Below are 14,724 nucleotides of genomic sequence, written 5' to 3'. Positions count from 1 at the left end.
TTCTGTTTTTGCGGTAGGATGGGAGGGAGTGTTTTTTTGGTGTCTTGTGATGAATCATTATCAAAAGTTTATTAAGCTTGAAACTAAGGGTAAGTCTTTGATGAAAATTACGGCGAAGGTTCAGGCGGTTGTGGCTGAGTCTGGGGTTAAAATGGGTCTTTGTACTGTGTTTTTACGCCACACTTCGGCAAGTTTGCTTATTCAAGAAAATGCTGATCCTGATGTGTTACGGGATCTTGAAAATTTTTTGACTCAGTTGGTACCAGAAGATAGTCGCAGATATTATCATAATTCAGAAGGTGATGATGATATGCCGGCTCATATTCGCACGGCTTTAACTCATACTTCTGAACAAGTTCCTATTAGTGATGGTAAGCTGGTTCTTGGTGTTTGGCAGGGTATTTATGTCTGGGAACACCGGCAACACAGTCACATCCGCGAAGTTGTTGTCCATATTTCGGGGATGTAAAATTTTCCTTAATATTTGATGCAGCAGGCCGGTCTTATTAGACAATATCATTAAGGCAGCGCCAGAGCGGTTTCTGGTATTGTTTTTAGGGGCGCGTTTAAGGCTATGTCTGGTTACAAGCTTTGATGCCGGTCAACTCTCCCCTACAACTTTGATTTTATTCTTTTTGGAGGTGAACTATTTAAGGCCGGTTGTCAGAAAATCTTAACAAATCCTGCCATTAGTGTAGACTCAAGTGCCTATTTTTTTAAGATTGGTTACAATTAACATCCAGAATGAACATGAAACAGCAAAATCTATTAAAGTTACAGAGTTACAGTAACTTGATCTGAAAACAGCTAGTCGTCTGGAGGTTCTCTCCTAAAATTGGGGTTTTTGGCGCTAAAGCGCAACTAAATACCTTGAAAATAATTGATTTGGGAAAACTGTAAAAGCCATCGTTTTTTATTCGGCAAGATTTGATTTTTCCCTTTGTTGCAACACTCCTATCTTTTCACACTCACGACTGTACAACATACGCACTAATGAACAATACTCAATTTCCCCTTTCTCAGGGACTCTACGATCCTCAATTTGAACATGATGCTTGCGGTGTCGGGTTTATCGTCCATCAAAAAGGCCAAAAATCTCACTCTATTGTTGAACAAGCTCTTACCATACTTTTAAATTTAGACCATCGCGGCGCCTGCGGTTGTGAAAAAAATACCGGCGACGGCGCAGGAATTTTAATTCAAGTTCCCCATACATTTCTCAAAAAAGTCACTGCACCTTTAGGCTTTAGTTTACCCGAACCCGGTCACTATGGCGTCGGCATGATCTACACTTCACCTCATGCCGAAGAACGTCAAAAAAGTGCCGCAGTCTTTGAAAAAATTGTCGCAGATGAAGGTCAAAAAGTCATCGGCTGGCGTGATGTTCCTACCGATAACTCTACTTTAGGCAATACCGCTAAAGCTAGTGAACCGTTCATGCGCCAAGTTTTCATTCAACGTAACCCGGATCTTGTTGATGATTTGGCTTTTGAGCGTAAATTATACGTCATCCGCAAACTCTCCCACACCCATATCCGCAACACCAAAATTGACTCGTACTGGTATCCCTCCAGCCTCTCAGCCCGTACAATGGTTTATAAAGGGATGCTGATGCCGGTGCAAGTAGGCGAATATTACCCCGACTTGCGCGATCCTGACATGGAAAGCGCCCTTGGTTTAGTTCACTCTCGCTTTAGTACCAACACTTTCCCCAGTTGGGAACGTTCGCACCCTTACCGCTACATTGCCCACAACGGCGAAATCAATACCCTGCGTGGTAACATCAACTGGATGCACGCCCGTCAGTCGCTTTTTGAATCTGAACTTTTTGGCGAAGACATCAAAAAAATTAAACCTGTCATCAACATCGATGGTAGCGACTCCCTAATTTTTGACAACGCCCTCGAACTGCTCGTCTTGGCCGGTCGCTCCTTACCTCACGCCATGATGATGATGATACCCGAACCTTGGGCAGCCCATGAGTCGATGAGTGACGAGAAAAAAGCTTTCTACGAATATCACTCCTGCCTGATGGAACCTTGGGACGGCCCCGCCTCAATCGCTTTCACCGATGGTACCATGATGGGCGCAGTCTTAGACCGCAACGGTTTACGCCCCTCTCGCTACTACGTCACCAAAGATGATTTAGTAATTATGGCATCCGAGGCCGGCGTTTTACCCATTGAACCAGAAAGAGTCGCATTTAAGGGCCGGTTACAACCTGGTCGGATGTTCCTTGTTAACATGGCAGAAGGACGCATCATCAGCGACGAAGAAATTAAACACAACATTGTCAGCGCCCAGCCCTACCGTGAATGGCTCAATCAACATAAACTAGATTTATCTACCGTAGGGGCAGAGACACCGAAAGCCGCTGAAACTCAATCCCTCAACCTCACTCAACGTCAAACCGCCTTTGGTTATACCTTCGAGGCGTTGCGGTTACTGTTGACCCCGATGGCCCGCGATGGCGTTGAGGCTATTGGTTCGATGGGCGCCGATACTCCCCTGGCTGTGCTCTCCGACCGGCCCAAATTATTGTACGATTACTTTAAACAACTTTTCGCTCAAGTCACCAACCCCCCCATCGACTCTATCCGCGAAGAAATCGTTACCTCCCCCATCACAACTATCGGTTCAGAACGTAACCTCCTCAAACCTGTACCCGAAAGCTGTCATCTCATCGAACTTAAAAGCCCCATTCTCAGCAACGAAGAACTGCTGAAACTTAAATATATCAACGAACCGGCATTTAAGTCTCAGACATTCCCAATTTTGTTTAACCCCAAAGATGGGGTAAAAGGGCTTGAATCCGTCTTAGAAGGCGTTTTTGCGGGTGTAGACAAAGCTATCGAAGAAGGGGTTAACCTCCTGATTCTTTCCGATAGAGACATGGATGCAAATAACGCACCCATTCCTGCTTTACTCGCAGTGGCCGGTTTACATCATCATCTTATCCGCAAAGGTACTCGTACCCGCGTCGCCATTATTCTCGAATCAGGCGAACCGCGAGAAGTACATCACTTTGCTACCCTGATCGGATATGGTTGCGGCGCCATTAACCCTTATCTCGCCTTTGAAACTATTGGTGAGATGATCGCCGAAGGCTTGCTGGTTAATGTTGAATTCAAAACAGCCTGCAAAAACTATATCAAGTCCGCCACCAAAGGCGTGATTAAAGTTGCTTCCAAAATTGGTATTTCCACCATCCAAAGCTATCGCGGTGCTCAAATTTTTGAGGCTGTCGGTTTGAATCAAGCGGTGATTGATAAATACTTTACCTGGACTGCTTCGCGTATAGAAGGCGCCGATCTCGAACTAATCGCCCAAGAAGCCATTCTACGCCATACCCACGCTTTCCCCGACCGGCCTACCAATGGTCATACTCTCGATGTTGGTGGCGAATACCAATGGCGCAAAGATGGTGAGGCGCATTTGTTTAGTCCCGAAACTATCCATGCGTTGCAAAAGGCGGTGAGAACCGGCAGCTATGATGCCTATAAGCAATATGCCAAAGGCGTTAATGAGCAAAGCAAAAAGTTTTTCACTTTACGCGGGCTACTGGAATTTAAAGACCGGCAACCCATCCCCATCGAGGAAGTTGAACCGATAGATAGCATTGTCAAACGCTTTAAAACCGGCGCCATGAGTTACGGTTCAATTTCCAAAGAAGCCCACGAAACCCTCGCTATAGCCATGAACCGGCTCGGTGGTAAGTCTAACACAGGCGAAGGTGGCGAAGATGCTGAACGCTATACCTGGACAAATGAATTCGGCGACTCGAAAAACAGCGCTATTAAACAAGTCGCGTCTGGCCGGTTTGGGGTAACGAGTTTGTATCTCTCCAAAGCAAAAGAAATTCAAATCAAAATGGCGCAAGGCGCAAAACCCGGTGAAGGCGGACAATTGCCAGGGGCAAAGGTGTATCCTTGGATTGCTAAAGTACGCCACTCTACGCCTGGGGTCGGTTTGATTTCACCGCCACCGCACCATGATATCTATTCCATTGAAGACTTAGCCGAATTAATTCACGATTTGAAGAATGCGAACCGTGAGGCCCGCATCAGCGTTAAGCTGGTGTCGGAAGTTGGGGTGGGGACTATTGCAGCCGGTGTGGCAAAGGCTCATGCTGATGTGGTGCTGATTTCTGGTTATGATGGTGGCACCGGCGCCTCTCCGCAAACCTCGATTAAACACGCCGGTTTGCCTTGGGAGTTGGGTTTGGCCGAAACGCATCAAACTTTGGTTTTGAACAATCTGCGGTCGCGTATCGCTGTGGAAACTGATGGTCAACTGAAGACAGGACGCGATGTAGCCATAGCTGCTTTGCTGGGTGCAGAAGAGTTTGGTTTCTCGACGGCTCCGCTGGTGACGCTTGGTTGTATTATGATGCGAGTGTGCCACCTTAACACTTGCCCGGCTGGGATTGCCACGCAAAACCCAGAACTGCGGAAGAGTTTTGTGGGAGAACCAGAGCACGCTGTGAATTTTATGCGGTTTGTAGCACAGGAGTTGCGGGAAATTATGGCGCAGCTTGGCTTCCGGTCGCTGAGTGAAATGGTGGGTCGGACGGATGTGCTGGAAAGTAAGAAGGCTGTGGAACATTGGAAGGCTAAGAATATTGACCTTTCAAAGATTCTTTATCAGCCGGAAGTTGGGCCAGAGGTGGGCCGGTTCTGCCAAATTCCTCAAGAGCACGGTTTGGAAAATTCTCTGGATATGACGGTGTTGTTGGATCTTTGTAAGCCGGCTATTGATAGCGGTGAAAAAGTGAAGGCGACGCTGCCAATTAAGAATGTGAACCGAGTTGTGGGTACAATTTTGGGGAATGAGATTACTAAGCGTCACTGGCATGGTTTGCCAGAAGATACGGTGCATTTGCATTTCCAAGGTAGTGCCGGTCAAAGTTTTGGGGCGTTTGTACCAAAGGGTGTGACGCTGGAACTTGAGGGGGATGCGAATGATTATGTGGGTAAGGGGTTGAGTGGTGGCAAGATTATTGTCTATCCATCTGCGGCTTCGACGTTTGCGGCTGAGGAGAATATTATCATCGGCAATGTGGCTTTGTATGGGGCTACAAGTGGTGAGGTATATATTAATGGGATGGCCGGTGAACGTTTCTGTGTTCGCAACTCTGGGGTGAATACGGTTGTCGAGGCTGTGGGTGATCACGGCTGTGAGTATATGACCGGCGGTAAGGTTGTGGTGCTGGGCCCGACTGGTCGCAATTTCGCGGCGGGGATGAGTGGCGGTGTTGCTTATATCCTTGATGAGGCGGGAGATTTTGCGACGCGCTGCAATACGGCGATGTCGGATCTAGAAAAGTTGGAAGATCCCGAAGAGATTGCTACAGTTCGTCAGATGATTGAGAAGCACGTTGAGTACACGAAGAGTGCTAAGGGTGCTCGTGTTTTGGCGAATTGGGAGGCGATGGTAGGGGTTTTTGTTAAGGTGATGCCTCGTGATTATAAGCGGGTTTTGCAGGCTATTAAGGGTGCGTTGGCGTCTGGTTTGAGTGGTGATGAGGCGTTGACTGCGGCGTTTGAGCAAAATGTCCGTGATGTTTCGAGAATTGGGGGAGGTTGATTTTGGTTAGATAAAAAAGGTTAATGATTGAGGTTAGGGGCGGGCGTGCCAATCGTCACCGCCCCTACTTTTCGGTTAGGATGGCAATTATTAGGGTTAAAAGTGGTGAAGATGGAAACGAAAACAATTACTATTCGTGTTAATGCTGAGGCAGCGCGTATTTTTGAATCTGTTTCTGAGGAAGAACGGCGGAAGTTGGAGGCATTGCTGAGTGTTAAACTTTCGGAAGCGACGCGCCAAAAGAGAAGTCTTGAAGAGGTGATGAGTGATATTAGCCAGAAAACACAAGCACGGGGATTAACATCGGAAATTTTGGATTCAATTTTGAATGAGTAGTAAAGTACGCTATGTGGTTGACACAAACGTAATTATCAGTGCGTTGTTGTTCGAGACAGGAATGCCTGCGAGAGCTTTTCGATATGCCTTACAAAATGGTGAAATATTGTTATCTGTTGAGTTGCTAGAAGAGTTGAACGATGTTCTCGGACGGGAAAAATTCAATCGTTACTTAACTAGGGAAGAGAGAGAAGAGTTTTTAGAGGCTTTGGTAGAGCGCTCAGTATTAGTTGAATTGGTCGAAAAAGTTCAAGAGTGCCGCGATCCGAAAGATGACAAAATTTTAGAACTGGCGCTTAGTGGAGGCGCAGAGTATATTATTACCGGTGATCGGGATTTGTTGGTACTCAACCCCTTTCGCAGCGTACAAATAGTTACACCAGATGAGTTTTTGCAAATGCGTTCAGGAGAATAGCTAGAATAAGCATTCTGTGTAGGTTGAGTTGAGGCATGAAACTCAAAATTTAAAATTTTTGCAAAAGTAAAGGTGGTTTTTTTGGGAAATTTTGTTAGTAATAAAAAAATCGGTGAATTTTACTTCTATGTTGCGTTTTGGTAAAGAGTGTGGCTGATAGTTTTTTCCCAAACTGGCTTTATCAAGGATTGGTGGACGAGCTTTTACCTTGGCATCAAGGTAAGCAGATGTCTTTTAGAGCTTTTAATCAAAAATATACGCTCCATGATTCTTACTGGATAGGCATTTTCTATAATGTTGGGTATGCTCAAGCTGTAACTTTAGCAATTCAATGGGATGCTTGTTGGTTGCCACAGGAAATTAAAGCTAATTCTTCTTTTGTAAATGATTGGCCTTATTTGTTTATCCGAATACTTGGCGTTGAGCAAATAGATACTGCTAATTATGTTGAAATAGGAAGAATTTGTAGAGCAATAGCGGGATGTGAATTTGAGGAGGTTGAGGGGAAAAATTTTTTAGCAATTGATGATGTGTTCGGAGGGCAAATAAACATTATTTACACCGGCACCGAAACATTTTTAGCCTTAAATGGCGACAAGAGTTGCTTATTGTTATAGAGAATGAATTTATAAGCTCTATTAGTAATAATAAAGTATTACTCCCCTAAACCTAATTTTATATGAATCCTACTAGAGGTGTTCAAATGGTACAAACGCCATCAAAAACATTGAGTTTAGAAGAGTTTATGAAACTCAAAGAAACAAAACCAGCCAGTGAGTATATCGACGGACAAATTATCCATAAACCTATGCCACAAGGAAAGCATAGCGCAATTCGAGGTGAACTTATTACAGCTATCAATGCAGTGCTTAAGCCTAAACGCATCGCACGAGCTTTTTCAGAACTCCGCTGCACCTTTGGGGGAATTTCTATTGTGCCGGATGTGTCGGTTTTTCTTAACGAAAGAATCCCCCGTAGTGAAACTGGGGAAGTTGCTAATACATTTTCACTTTCTCCTGATTGGGTGATTGAAATTTTATCGCCAGATCAAAGCCAAACGAAAGTTACAAAAAAAATTCTCCATTGTTTGAAATATGATACACAAATGGGATGGCTGATTGATCCTGAAGAGCGCTCTATCTTTGTTTTTAAACCAAAACAACAGCCAGAAGTTTTTGAAGAACCGGCAGATTTATTACCGGCGCCATGTTTTGCTGACGAACTGCGACTAACAATCGGCAATTTATTTGACTGGCTGCTTGAATAAAATCGGTATATAACTTTATTATAAAATGACAGAAGCTAGTTTTGAGGTAACAGTTACAATTTACAAAGCGCCTCAACCAGGGAAAGCAGAAAAATTACTAAAAGATGGTTTTCAAGCCGTAGACTTTCCCAGAAACCCTCCCTACGCAGATGGCAAGTGCTATTTTGCCGGCTCAACTTCGAGAAGTTTGGCAGAAGAATATAATAATCATTACAAACAAGGCATATTGGAGGTTATAATAGACAAACAAACTTATGATGAAATCTTTAAGCCCTTGGAAAGAGCCTATCAGGGAGGGCCAAGTATCGAATTAGCAGTGCCTCATAGTTTGTTTCCTTTATTGAATCAGTTTCCTAGAGTGCTAAAACCAAGTTAATTATGAAAGAAGAAGTATTGACGAAAATCAAATCTAAATATCAAGTTGGCAAATTAATCTATGGCGTAGTTGAAGCGCATACTCCTTTTGGAGTTTTTGTCGATATTGGAGAAGCAGAAGTGAAGGGACTCATTCAAATCACCGATTTTCTGGATACGGGATCTATGACCCCAGAAATGTATCCAGAAATAGGATCTTCTGTGGGTTCTGTTGTCGTTGGTTATACGGAAGACGAACGTAACCAAGTTTGGTTAAGTGTTAAACCCAGCGTTCTACAAAAGTCCCTCGTTAAATTAAAACTTCCTGCTTCAACTCAAATCTAACAACAAATTTTAATTTAAATCTAATTATAAAAAACTACTGCTTGGGAGTTCGGCGCCATGTTTTGCTGACGAACTGCGACTAACAATCGGCAATTTATTTGACTGGCTGCTAGAATAAAAGCAATTTTACCTAACAACCGGCACCGACACCGACAAATGTTAATTAAATTGTAGACTTTGACAAAGTTTCTAAAAGCAACTCTAAAATTAACAACAAACAAAAAAACTGTACGGGCCTTGCCCCCTGATTTTAAGACAAACTCGACTATGGGAAAACCAACCGGCTTTATTGAATTTCTCCGCGAACTTCCTTCAGAACTTGCACCGCTTGACCGCATCCGCAACTGGGATGAGTTTCATTTTCCCATGCCGGATGACAAACTCCGCACTCAGGCTGCTCGCTGTATGGATTGTGGCACACCATTCTGCCACACCGGCACACTTATCAGCGGCATGGCAAGCGGCTGTCCGGTAAATAACCTGATCCCCGAATGGAATGATTTAGTTTATCGCGGTTTGTGGCAGGAAGCGCTCGACCGCTTGCATAAAACCAACAACTTCCCCGAATTTACTGGTCGTGTATGTCCCGCACCTTGTGAGGGATCTTGTGTTCTGGGTATCCATAACCCGCCGGTGACGATCAAAAATATTGAATGTTCGATCATTGATAAAGGTTGGGATGAAGGCTGGGTGAGACCAGAACAACCGAGAAAACGCACCGACAAAAAAGTGGCCGTCATTGGTTCCGGGCCGGCGGGCTTGGCTGCTGCGGCTCAATTAAATAAGGCCGGTCATTGGGTAACGGTGTTTGAACGTGCCGACCGGCCTGGTGGTTTGCTGATGTATGGCATTCCGAATATGAAGCTGGATAAAGAAGAAGTGGTGATGCGCCGGCTTCATATTTTAGAAGAAGAAGGTGTGAAATTTATCTGCAATACAGAAGTAGGTAAAGACTTCCCCGTAGAAAACTTGATGACAGAATTTGATGCTGTGGTGCTGGCAACCGGCGCAACGAAACCCCGCGATTTGCCAATTGAAGGTCGGCAGTTAAACGGCATTCATTTTGCAATGGATTTTCTGACAACAAACACCAAAGCTGTCCTCGATAAAACTAGCACATCCTTGTCGGCGGAAGGCAAAGATGTGGTGATTATTGGCGGCGGCGACACCGGCACCGACTGTGTGGGGACGTCCATTCGTCATGGTTGCAACAGCGTCACGCAGATAGAAATTATGCCGAAACCTCCCGAAGCTCGCGCCGCCGATAATCCCTGGCCCGAATGGCCCAAGGTATATAAAATGGACTACGGCCAAGAGGAAGCGGCGGCCAAATTTGGCGATGATCCGCGTGTGTATATCACAACCGCTACCAAGTTTGAGGGCGACGAAAACAATAATGTTAAGGCTGTCCACACGGTAGAGGTGCTGTGGGAGAAAAATGAGAAGGGCCAGTTTATTCCTAAGCATATCCCAGGCACGGAAAAAGTGATTCCTGCTCAGTTGGTGTTGCTGGCGATGGGGTTTTTGGGCCCGGAACAGCCTTTGCTAGATGCGCTTGGGGTGGAACGTGATGCGCGGAGTAATGTGAAGGCGGATCACGGTAAGTTTGCTACAAGTCTGCCTGGTGTTTTTGCGGCGGGTGACTGTCGCCGGGGTCAAAGTTTGGTGGTTTGGGCCATCAATGAGGGTCGCGGGGCGGCGCAGGCGTGTGATTTGTATTTGATGGGAAATACCGATCTGCCGGCTTAGGTGCCGTTAATGCCACCGGTTAAAACCGGTGGCTACACAATTAATTAAAACCCCCAAAGGGGTTAGGGTTTATAAGTTGCTTTTTGTGTCAGAGTTGCGGCTTCTTCTGGGGTGGCAACTAACTCGCCATTGGGGGTAAAATATCGGAGTTTTTTATTTACCTGAAATTTTTCGGTTTTTAATTGTACCAAAGCTTTTATAAGAGTCGATAAACTTACACCGGCTCAACATCATGGAATCGTCGAGAATCTATAATTCTGCGACCATCTAGTAAGCGTTTTATAATGTCAACAAATCGCATAGGTTGTTTTGTTAAAGTTGGCCGGCCAAGACGGGAGATGCGCTGGTTTTCTCATACCTACTTTTTTCGCATTTAAAAAATTGCCCCACGCCGAGTTAAATCTTGACGTTGTTGTTGAGTTAAGCCGGTGGTATTTTTAAGATTACAGCCTTCTACAATTGCGTTTAGCCAGATGGTTTCGTTGAGAGTGGCTGCGGTTAAATCAGCGTTGGTTAAATTGGCGTTGGTGAAGTTGACAAATAATAAGTCTGCTTTAATTAAACAACTGTTTTGTAAGTTGGCGTTGGTTAAGTTGCCGCGAATAAAGTTAACTCCTTCTAAGTTTAAACCGGCTAAGTCTGCACCTTGGAGGTTAGGAAATTTAACGCGCTGCCGGTTGCCTAAAAATCGCATTACACAGGGGATATTTGCTTCTGTGAGTGGCAGTTTTGTTAAAAATTCGTACCGGCCTAAACCCAATTCATTAAGGATTTCTAAGCGATTTTGGGGGTCTTTTTCTAAAAATTCAAGGGAGAGTCGGTGTGCTTGTTCTGGTGTGATAGTTTGCATAAATTATTATTGAAAAACCCGGTTTATTAGAGGAACCGGGTTTCTAATTACTTACTTTTCAATTTTGACAGAAACGATTTTGTCGCCTTGACGAATTGCATTTACCACATTCATATCTTCGGTTTTTCCAAAGACAGTATGAACACCATCTAAATGTTTTTGGGGAGCGTGACAAATGAAGAATTGACTACCGCCGGTGTCGCGTCCAGCGTGGGCCATTGATAAGCTGCCGGCGAGGTGTTTATTGGGGTTAATTTCGCATTTAATTTTGTACCCTGGGCCACCGGTTCCTGTACCCAATGGACAACCACCTTGAATCATAAAATTAGGGATAACGCGGTGGAAATTTAAGCCGTCATAAAAGCCTTTTTCTGCCAATTCAACAAAGTTTTTAACGGTGTTTGGTGCATCTTTATCAAATAATTCGAGATGGATGGTGCCTTTGGCGGTTTCCATTATTGCGCGAGTCATGTTTTTGCTGGGTTCGTTAGATATTGGACAATTTTAGAGGGATCTGCTTGATAAAAAGCACTCACCCACTGATAAACTATATTAAAGCAAAATTTGTCAAAATCAAAATTTTTAACAGAATTTGCTGTATTTAATGAATCAGTGTACCCATCTCAACAATGAATCAATACTTTGCTACAGTTGCTCGCGGTTTGGAACCTATTGCGGCACAAGAATTAGAGAAATTAGGGGCTAAAGATGTTCGTCCTGAGTTCACAGGGGTGCATTTTTCGGGGGATTTAGGCTTACTTTACCGCGTTAATCTTTGGTCAAGAATTATTTTTCGGGTGTTGGTTCCTCTTCGAGAATTTCGCTGTGTGAATGCCCAAATGCTTTATCGGGAAGTGCAAAAATTTTCTTGGGAGGAATATCTGACTCCTGAGCAAAGTTTAGCGGTAAATTGCACCGGCTCTAATGCTCAACTAAACCATACACATTTTACGGCTTTGCAAGTTAAAAATGCAATTGTTGATCAACAACGTGAGCAATTTGGCGAAAGGTCAAATGTGGATGCTCAAAATCCAGATTTATTGATTAATTTACACATCCATGAAAATCAGGCGATTTTAAGTTTAGATAGTTCCGGGGGAAGTTTACATCGGCGCGGTTATCGTCCAGCAATGGGTATAGCACCGCTGAAAGAAACGCTGGCTGCTGCTATTTTAGAGATGGCAGAATATGATGGGAGTTTACCGTTTTATGATCCGCTTTGTGGTTCGGGTACTTTACCCCTAGAGGCTGGGTTAAAAGCTTTGAATATTGCCCCTGGTTTGTTTAGAGAAAAGTTTGGGTTTATGAGTTGGAAAAATTATGATGAGGCTTTGTGGGAGGAGATTGTAGGGGAAGCAGAAAAGGCCGATTTACCCGCATTAAAAGCGCCTATTTATGGCAGTGACAGGGATGGGGAAGTGTTGAAGCAAGCGCGAAATAATGCGATGAATTGTGGCTTAGGAAAGGATATTCAGTTTAGTGAAAAAGAGCTTTATTTTATAGAACCGCCGGCAGATAGTGGGATTCTTATTTGCAATCCTCCCTATGGGGAAAGGTTGGGGGATGCGGAGGAATTGGGAGATTTTTATAAGTTGATGGGAGATGTGTTTAAGCAGCGTTTTAAGGGGTGGACGGCGTATATTTTGACGGGGAATAAGGAGTTAGCAAAAAGGGTGGGTTTAAGGACTGCAAAAAAAATGCCGGTGTTTAATGGTTCGATTGCTTGTACTTTGTTAAAGTATGAATTGTATTAATGTTTGAACAAAAGACATGAAAATGCAGCTTTTTGAACATGAGGGACACGAGATTATTTTGGGGGATGTGATAGAAGCTCTTTCTCAACACATCCCCGATAACTCTGTAGATTTAATTTTTGCCGATCCTCCTTATAATATTGGCAAAGATTTTGATGGTTTAAAGGATGAGTGGAAATGCGAGAAAGATTATTTAAGATGGTGTTATCGCTGGCTAAAATTGTGCATTAATAAGCTTAAGCCAACAGGAAGCTTATATGTAATGAATTCTACGCAAAATATGCCATATTTTGACATATTTTTGCGTCGGCGTTTAACGATTTTATCTAGGATTGTATGGTTTTATGACAGTTCTGGTGTGCAAGCAAAGAAATATTATGGTTCTTTGTATGAACCGATTCTATTTTGTGTCAAAAACAAAAAAAATTATACCTTTAATGCTTCGGAAATTTTGGTGGAAGCAAAAACAGGTGCAGTGAGAAAACTCATTGATTATCGAAAGGCTACCCCTTCGGTTTATAATTCTCAAAAAGTGCCGGGTAATGTTTGGGAAATACCTAGAGTTAGATATCGAATGGCTGAGTATGAAGAGCATCCTACGCAGAAACCAATAGCTTTATTAGAAAGAATTATTAAGGCAAGTAGCAATGAGGGAGATGTGGTTCTTGATTTGTTTTCAGGAACTTTTACCACCTCATTTGTCGCTAAACAGCTTCAGAGGAAATCTATCGGAATAGAAGTGCAAGAAAAGTATGTAAAGATAGGCTTACAAAGGTTACAAATACAGCCATTTGAGAATCAAGAAGACCTGGAAAACGCTTTAAATTCATCTAACCTTCTTTTAGAACCACAACAACTCACACTTAACTTATAGTTAAATCAAAATATGGAACACAGCTTTACCAAACAAATTCAAACTATTTTAAAAGAGAGTTTTCCTGATGTGTTTGAAACAATTTTTGAGCGCAGCCAAATTATTCAATACTTGAATATCAAAACTAAAGCTGCAAATAAAGGCTCAAAATCCAGAGCTAGTTTTGCTAATTTATATGCTATCTATGTTTTGGTTGAAGACTACATCACTAAAGATTTCCATAACAACAGCGGATATTCAGATTATGAAGGTGCTGTTTATTCAAATCTTCTGAGCCGGCAACGACAATTACCATTTGGACAAAAGCTCCAAAATCATGCTTTGAATCACCGGCTCAATGAAGAGTTTAAAAGATATTTTCCCTTCTGCGATTTTATTCCTATTATTAGAAGTACCAAGACAAAAAGGTATTGGTTTAATGAAGAGTTGCTAAAACTAATCATTGATAATAAAGAATATAATATAGCTCAATCGGTTGGAAAAATTATTGAGGCTTATGTCGCAGCCAAGAGAGATAGTTTTGAAATTTTTATTCAACTGTGCGAAACTGCTCAAACGTTGACCCAGCAGCAAGTCATAGATTTTATAAAAAACTTGCTTCAACCTACAGTGGATGCTCGCATTTTTGAAATAGTTAGCTACAGCATCTTAAAATACTATTACCACGATAAGTTTATTTATTGGGGTTATGAACTTGACAGTTTACAGCAAGAAACATTAAAACTCTTTAAGACGGGAAGAACAAATGCAAATGATGGTGGCATTGATTTTGTGATGAAACCTTTGGGACGATTCTTTCAAGTGACTGAAACTGTGGATGTTAAAAAATATTTCTTAGATATTGATAAAGTTGAAAAATATCCCATAACATTTGTAGTTAAATCTTCTTCCTCTCAGCAGGAGATTAGACAAGAGATAGAAAACCAAGCGAAAAAGCAATATTCAATTAAAGCGATAGTTGCGGAATACATGGGGTGCATTGAAGAGATTATAAATATATCTATTCTCATTCAAAGATTTGAAGAATCGATGAACCAAGGATATTTAGACGAAATTTTAAACGAAATTATTAAACAAAGTCGTATAGAATTTAATTATGAAGAAGAAAGCCAATCTCTTGAGTTTTTAGAAGAGATAGAGGGGGATGCGGAAGAATAAGACGAGCTTAGTATCAAAAAAGCATAATAGGTGCGT

The 14,724-nt window shown here is 42.8% G+C and carries 15 protein-coding genes; 12 read left to right on the top strand and 3 right to left on the bottom strand.

What is annotated here, in order from left to right:
• The first annotated feature begins 49 nt into the window (after window positions 1–49).
• The 9 genes from NG798_RS08145 to NG798_RS08105 all read left to right on the top strand — a co-directional run bounded on the left by NG798_RS08145 (window position 50) and on the right by NG798_RS08105 (window position 10,052).
• The gene (locus NG798_RS08145; protein WP_261221803.1) at window positions 50–469 is read left to right on the top strand and encodes a secondary thiamine-phosphate synthase enzyme YjbQ; all 420 of its coding nucleotides are present in this window, start codon (window positions 50–52) and stop codon (window positions 467–469) included.
• A gap of 524 nt (window positions 470–993) precedes the next feature.
• A complete protein-coding gene (gene gltB / locus NG798_RS08140; protein ID WP_261221801.1) occupies window positions 994–5,586 on the top strand; it encodes a glutamate synthase large subunit in 4,593 nt (1,530 codons plus the stop codon).
• Window positions 5,587–5,631: 45 nt separating this feature from the next.
• On the top strand, window positions 5,632–5,922 hold the full coding sequence (locus tag NG798_RS08135; protein WP_261221800.1) for a hypothetical protein: 291 nt from the start codon (window positions 5,632–5,634) through the stop codon (window positions 5,920–5,922).
• On the top strand, window positions 5,915–6,337 hold the full coding sequence (locus tag NG798_RS08130; protein WP_261221798.1) for a putative toxin-antitoxin system toxin component, PIN family: 423 nt from the start codon (window positions 5,915–5,917) through the stop codon (window positions 6,335–6,337). Before NG798_RS08135 ends, NG798_RS08130 begins: the two co-directional genes overlap by 8 nt.
• Before the next feature lie 149 nt (window positions 6,338–6,486).
• Window positions 6,487–6,954, top strand: coding sequence for a hypothetical protein (locus NG798_RS08125; protein WP_261221796.1), 468 nt, complete (start codon window positions 6,487–6,489; stop codon window positions 6,952–6,954).
• Between the two features lie 86 nt (window positions 6,955–7,040).
• Window positions 7,041–7,604, top strand: coding sequence for a Uma2 family endonuclease (locus tag NG798_RS08120; RefSeq protein WP_261221794.1), 564 nt, complete (start codon window positions 7,041–7,043; stop codon window positions 7,602–7,604).
• Between the two features lie 25 nt (window positions 7,605–7,629).
• Window positions 7,630–7,980 carry a hypothetical protein gene (locus tag NG798_RS08115; protein WP_261221792.1) on the top strand — a complete coding sequence of 117 codons (351 nt, stop codon included), beginning with the start codon at window positions 7,630–7,632 and terminating at the stop codon, window positions 7,978–7,980.
• A gap of 17 nt (window positions 7,981–7,997) precedes the next feature.
• Window positions 7,998–8,303 carry a S1 RNA-binding domain-containing protein gene (locus tag NG798_RS08110; RefSeq protein WP_261221790.1) on the top strand — a complete coding sequence of 102 codons (306 nt, stop codon included), beginning with the start codon at window positions 7,998–8,000 and terminating at the stop codon, window positions 8,301–8,303.
• Between the two features lie 267 nt (window positions 8,304–8,570).
• Window positions 8,571–10,052, top strand: a complete 1,482-nt coding sequence (locus NG798_RS08105) for a glutamate synthase subunit beta (RefSeq protein ID WP_261221789.1) — start codon at window positions 8,571–8,573, stop codon at window positions 10,050–10,052.
• 62 nt (window positions 10,053–10,114) lie between these two features.
• Here NG798_RS08105 and NG798_RS08100 read toward each other — a convergent pair whose 3' ends face one another.
• The 3 genes from NG798_RS08100 to NG798_RS08090 all read right to left on the bottom strand — a co-directional run bounded on the left by NG798_RS08100 (window position 10,115) and on the right by NG798_RS08090 (window position 11,373).
• Entirely contained in the window at window positions 10,115–10,243 is a 129-nt protein-coding gene (locus NG798_RS08100; protein WP_261221788.1) for a hypothetical protein, read from the bottom strand.
• Between the two features lie 182 nt (window positions 10,244–10,425).
• Window positions 10,426–10,902 (bottom strand): pentapeptide repeat-containing protein, encoded by a 477-nt coding sequence (locus NG798_RS08095; RefSeq protein ID WP_261221786.1) that lies wholly within the window; start codon window positions 10,900–10,902, stop codon window positions 10,426–10,428.
• Between the two features lie 51 nt (window positions 10,903–10,953).
• The gene (locus tag NG798_RS08090) at window positions 10,954–11,373 is read right to left on the bottom strand and encodes a peptidylprolyl isomerase (RefSeq protein WP_261221784.1); all 420 of its coding nucleotides are present in this window, start codon (window positions 11,371–11,373) and stop codon (window positions 10,954–10,956) included.
• A 158-nt stretch (window positions 11,374–11,531) separates the two neighbouring features.
• Here NG798_RS08090 and NG798_RS08085 point away from each other — a divergent pair, with 158 nt between their 5' ends.
• From NG798_RS08085 to NG798_RS08075, 3 genes are read left to right on the top strand one after another with little or no spacing between them, the layout of a single operon-like run.
• A complete protein-coding gene (locus NG798_RS08085; RefSeq protein ID WP_261221782.1) occupies window positions 11,532–12,656 on the top strand; it encodes a class I SAM-dependent RNA methyltransferase in 1,125 nt (374 codons plus the stop codon).
• 22 nt (window positions 12,657–12,678) lie between these two features.
• On the top strand, window positions 12,679–13,530 hold the full coding sequence (gene yhdJ, locus NG798_RS08080; protein ID WP_261221780.1) for an adenine-specific DNA-methyltransferase: 852 nt from the start codon (window positions 12,679–12,681) through the stop codon (window positions 13,528–13,530).
• Window positions 13,531–13,542: 12 nt separating this feature from the next.
• A complete protein-coding gene (locus NG798_RS08075) occupies window positions 13,543–14,688 on the top strand; it encodes a restriction endonuclease (RefSeq protein WP_261221778.1) in 1,146 nt (381 codons plus the stop codon).
• The last annotated feature ends 36 nt before the right edge of the window (window positions 14,689–14,724 follow it).

Origin of the sequence: Ancylothrix sp. D3o, from assembly GCF_025370775.1 — a bacterium.
In the GTDB taxonomy this organism is placed as follows: domain Bacteria; phylum Cyanobacteriota; class Cyanobacteriia; order Cyanobacteriales; family Oscillatoriaceae; genus Ancylothrix.
This window is presented reverse-complemented; position numbering and strand designations above follow the sequence as displayed.

Bases quoted from the DNA above. Each gene is read 5' to 3' on its own strand.
- NG798_RS08090 (WP_261221784.1), bottom strand. From the start codon at position 11,373: ATGACTCGCGCAATAATGGAAACCGCCAAAGGCACCATCCATCTCGAA.
- yhdJ (WP_261221780.1), top strand. From the start codon at position 12,679: ATGCAGCTTTTTGAACATGAGGGACACGAGATTATTTTGGGGGATGTG.
- NG798_RS08105 (WP_261221789.1), top strand. From the start codon at position 8,571: ATGGGAAAACCAACCGGCTTTATTGAATTTCTCCGCGAACTTCCTTCA.
- NG798_RS08130 (WP_261221798.1), top strand. From the start codon at position 5,915: ATGAGTAGTAAAGTACGCTATGTGGTTGACACAAACGTAATTATCAGT.
- NG798_RS08120 (WP_261221794.1), top strand. From the start codon at position 7,041: ATGGTACAAACGCCATCAAAAACATTGAGTTTAGAAGAGTTTATGAAA.
- NG798_RS08095 (WP_261221786.1), bottom strand. From the start codon at position 10,902: ATGCAAACTATCACACCAGAACAAGCACACCGACTCTCCCTTGAATTT.
- NG798_RS08075 (WP_261221778.1), top strand. From the start codon at position 13,543: ATGGAACACAGCTTTACCAAACAAATTCAAACTATTTTAAAAGAGAGT.
- gltB (WP_261221801.1), top strand. From the start codon at position 994: ATGAACAATACTCAATTTCCCCTTTCTCAGGGACTCTACGATCCTCAA.
- NG798_RS08085 (WP_261221782.1), top strand. From the start codon at position 11,532: ATGAATCAATACTTTGCTACAGTTGCTCGCGGTTTGGAACCTATTGCG.
- NG798_RS08115 (WP_261221792.1), top strand. From the start codon at position 7,630: ATGACAGAAGCTAGTTTTGAGGTAACAGTTACAATTTACAAAGCGCCT.
- NG798_RS08145 (WP_261221803.1), top strand. From the start codon at position 50: ATGAATCATTATCAAAAGTTTATTAAGCTTGAAACTAAGGGTAAGTCT.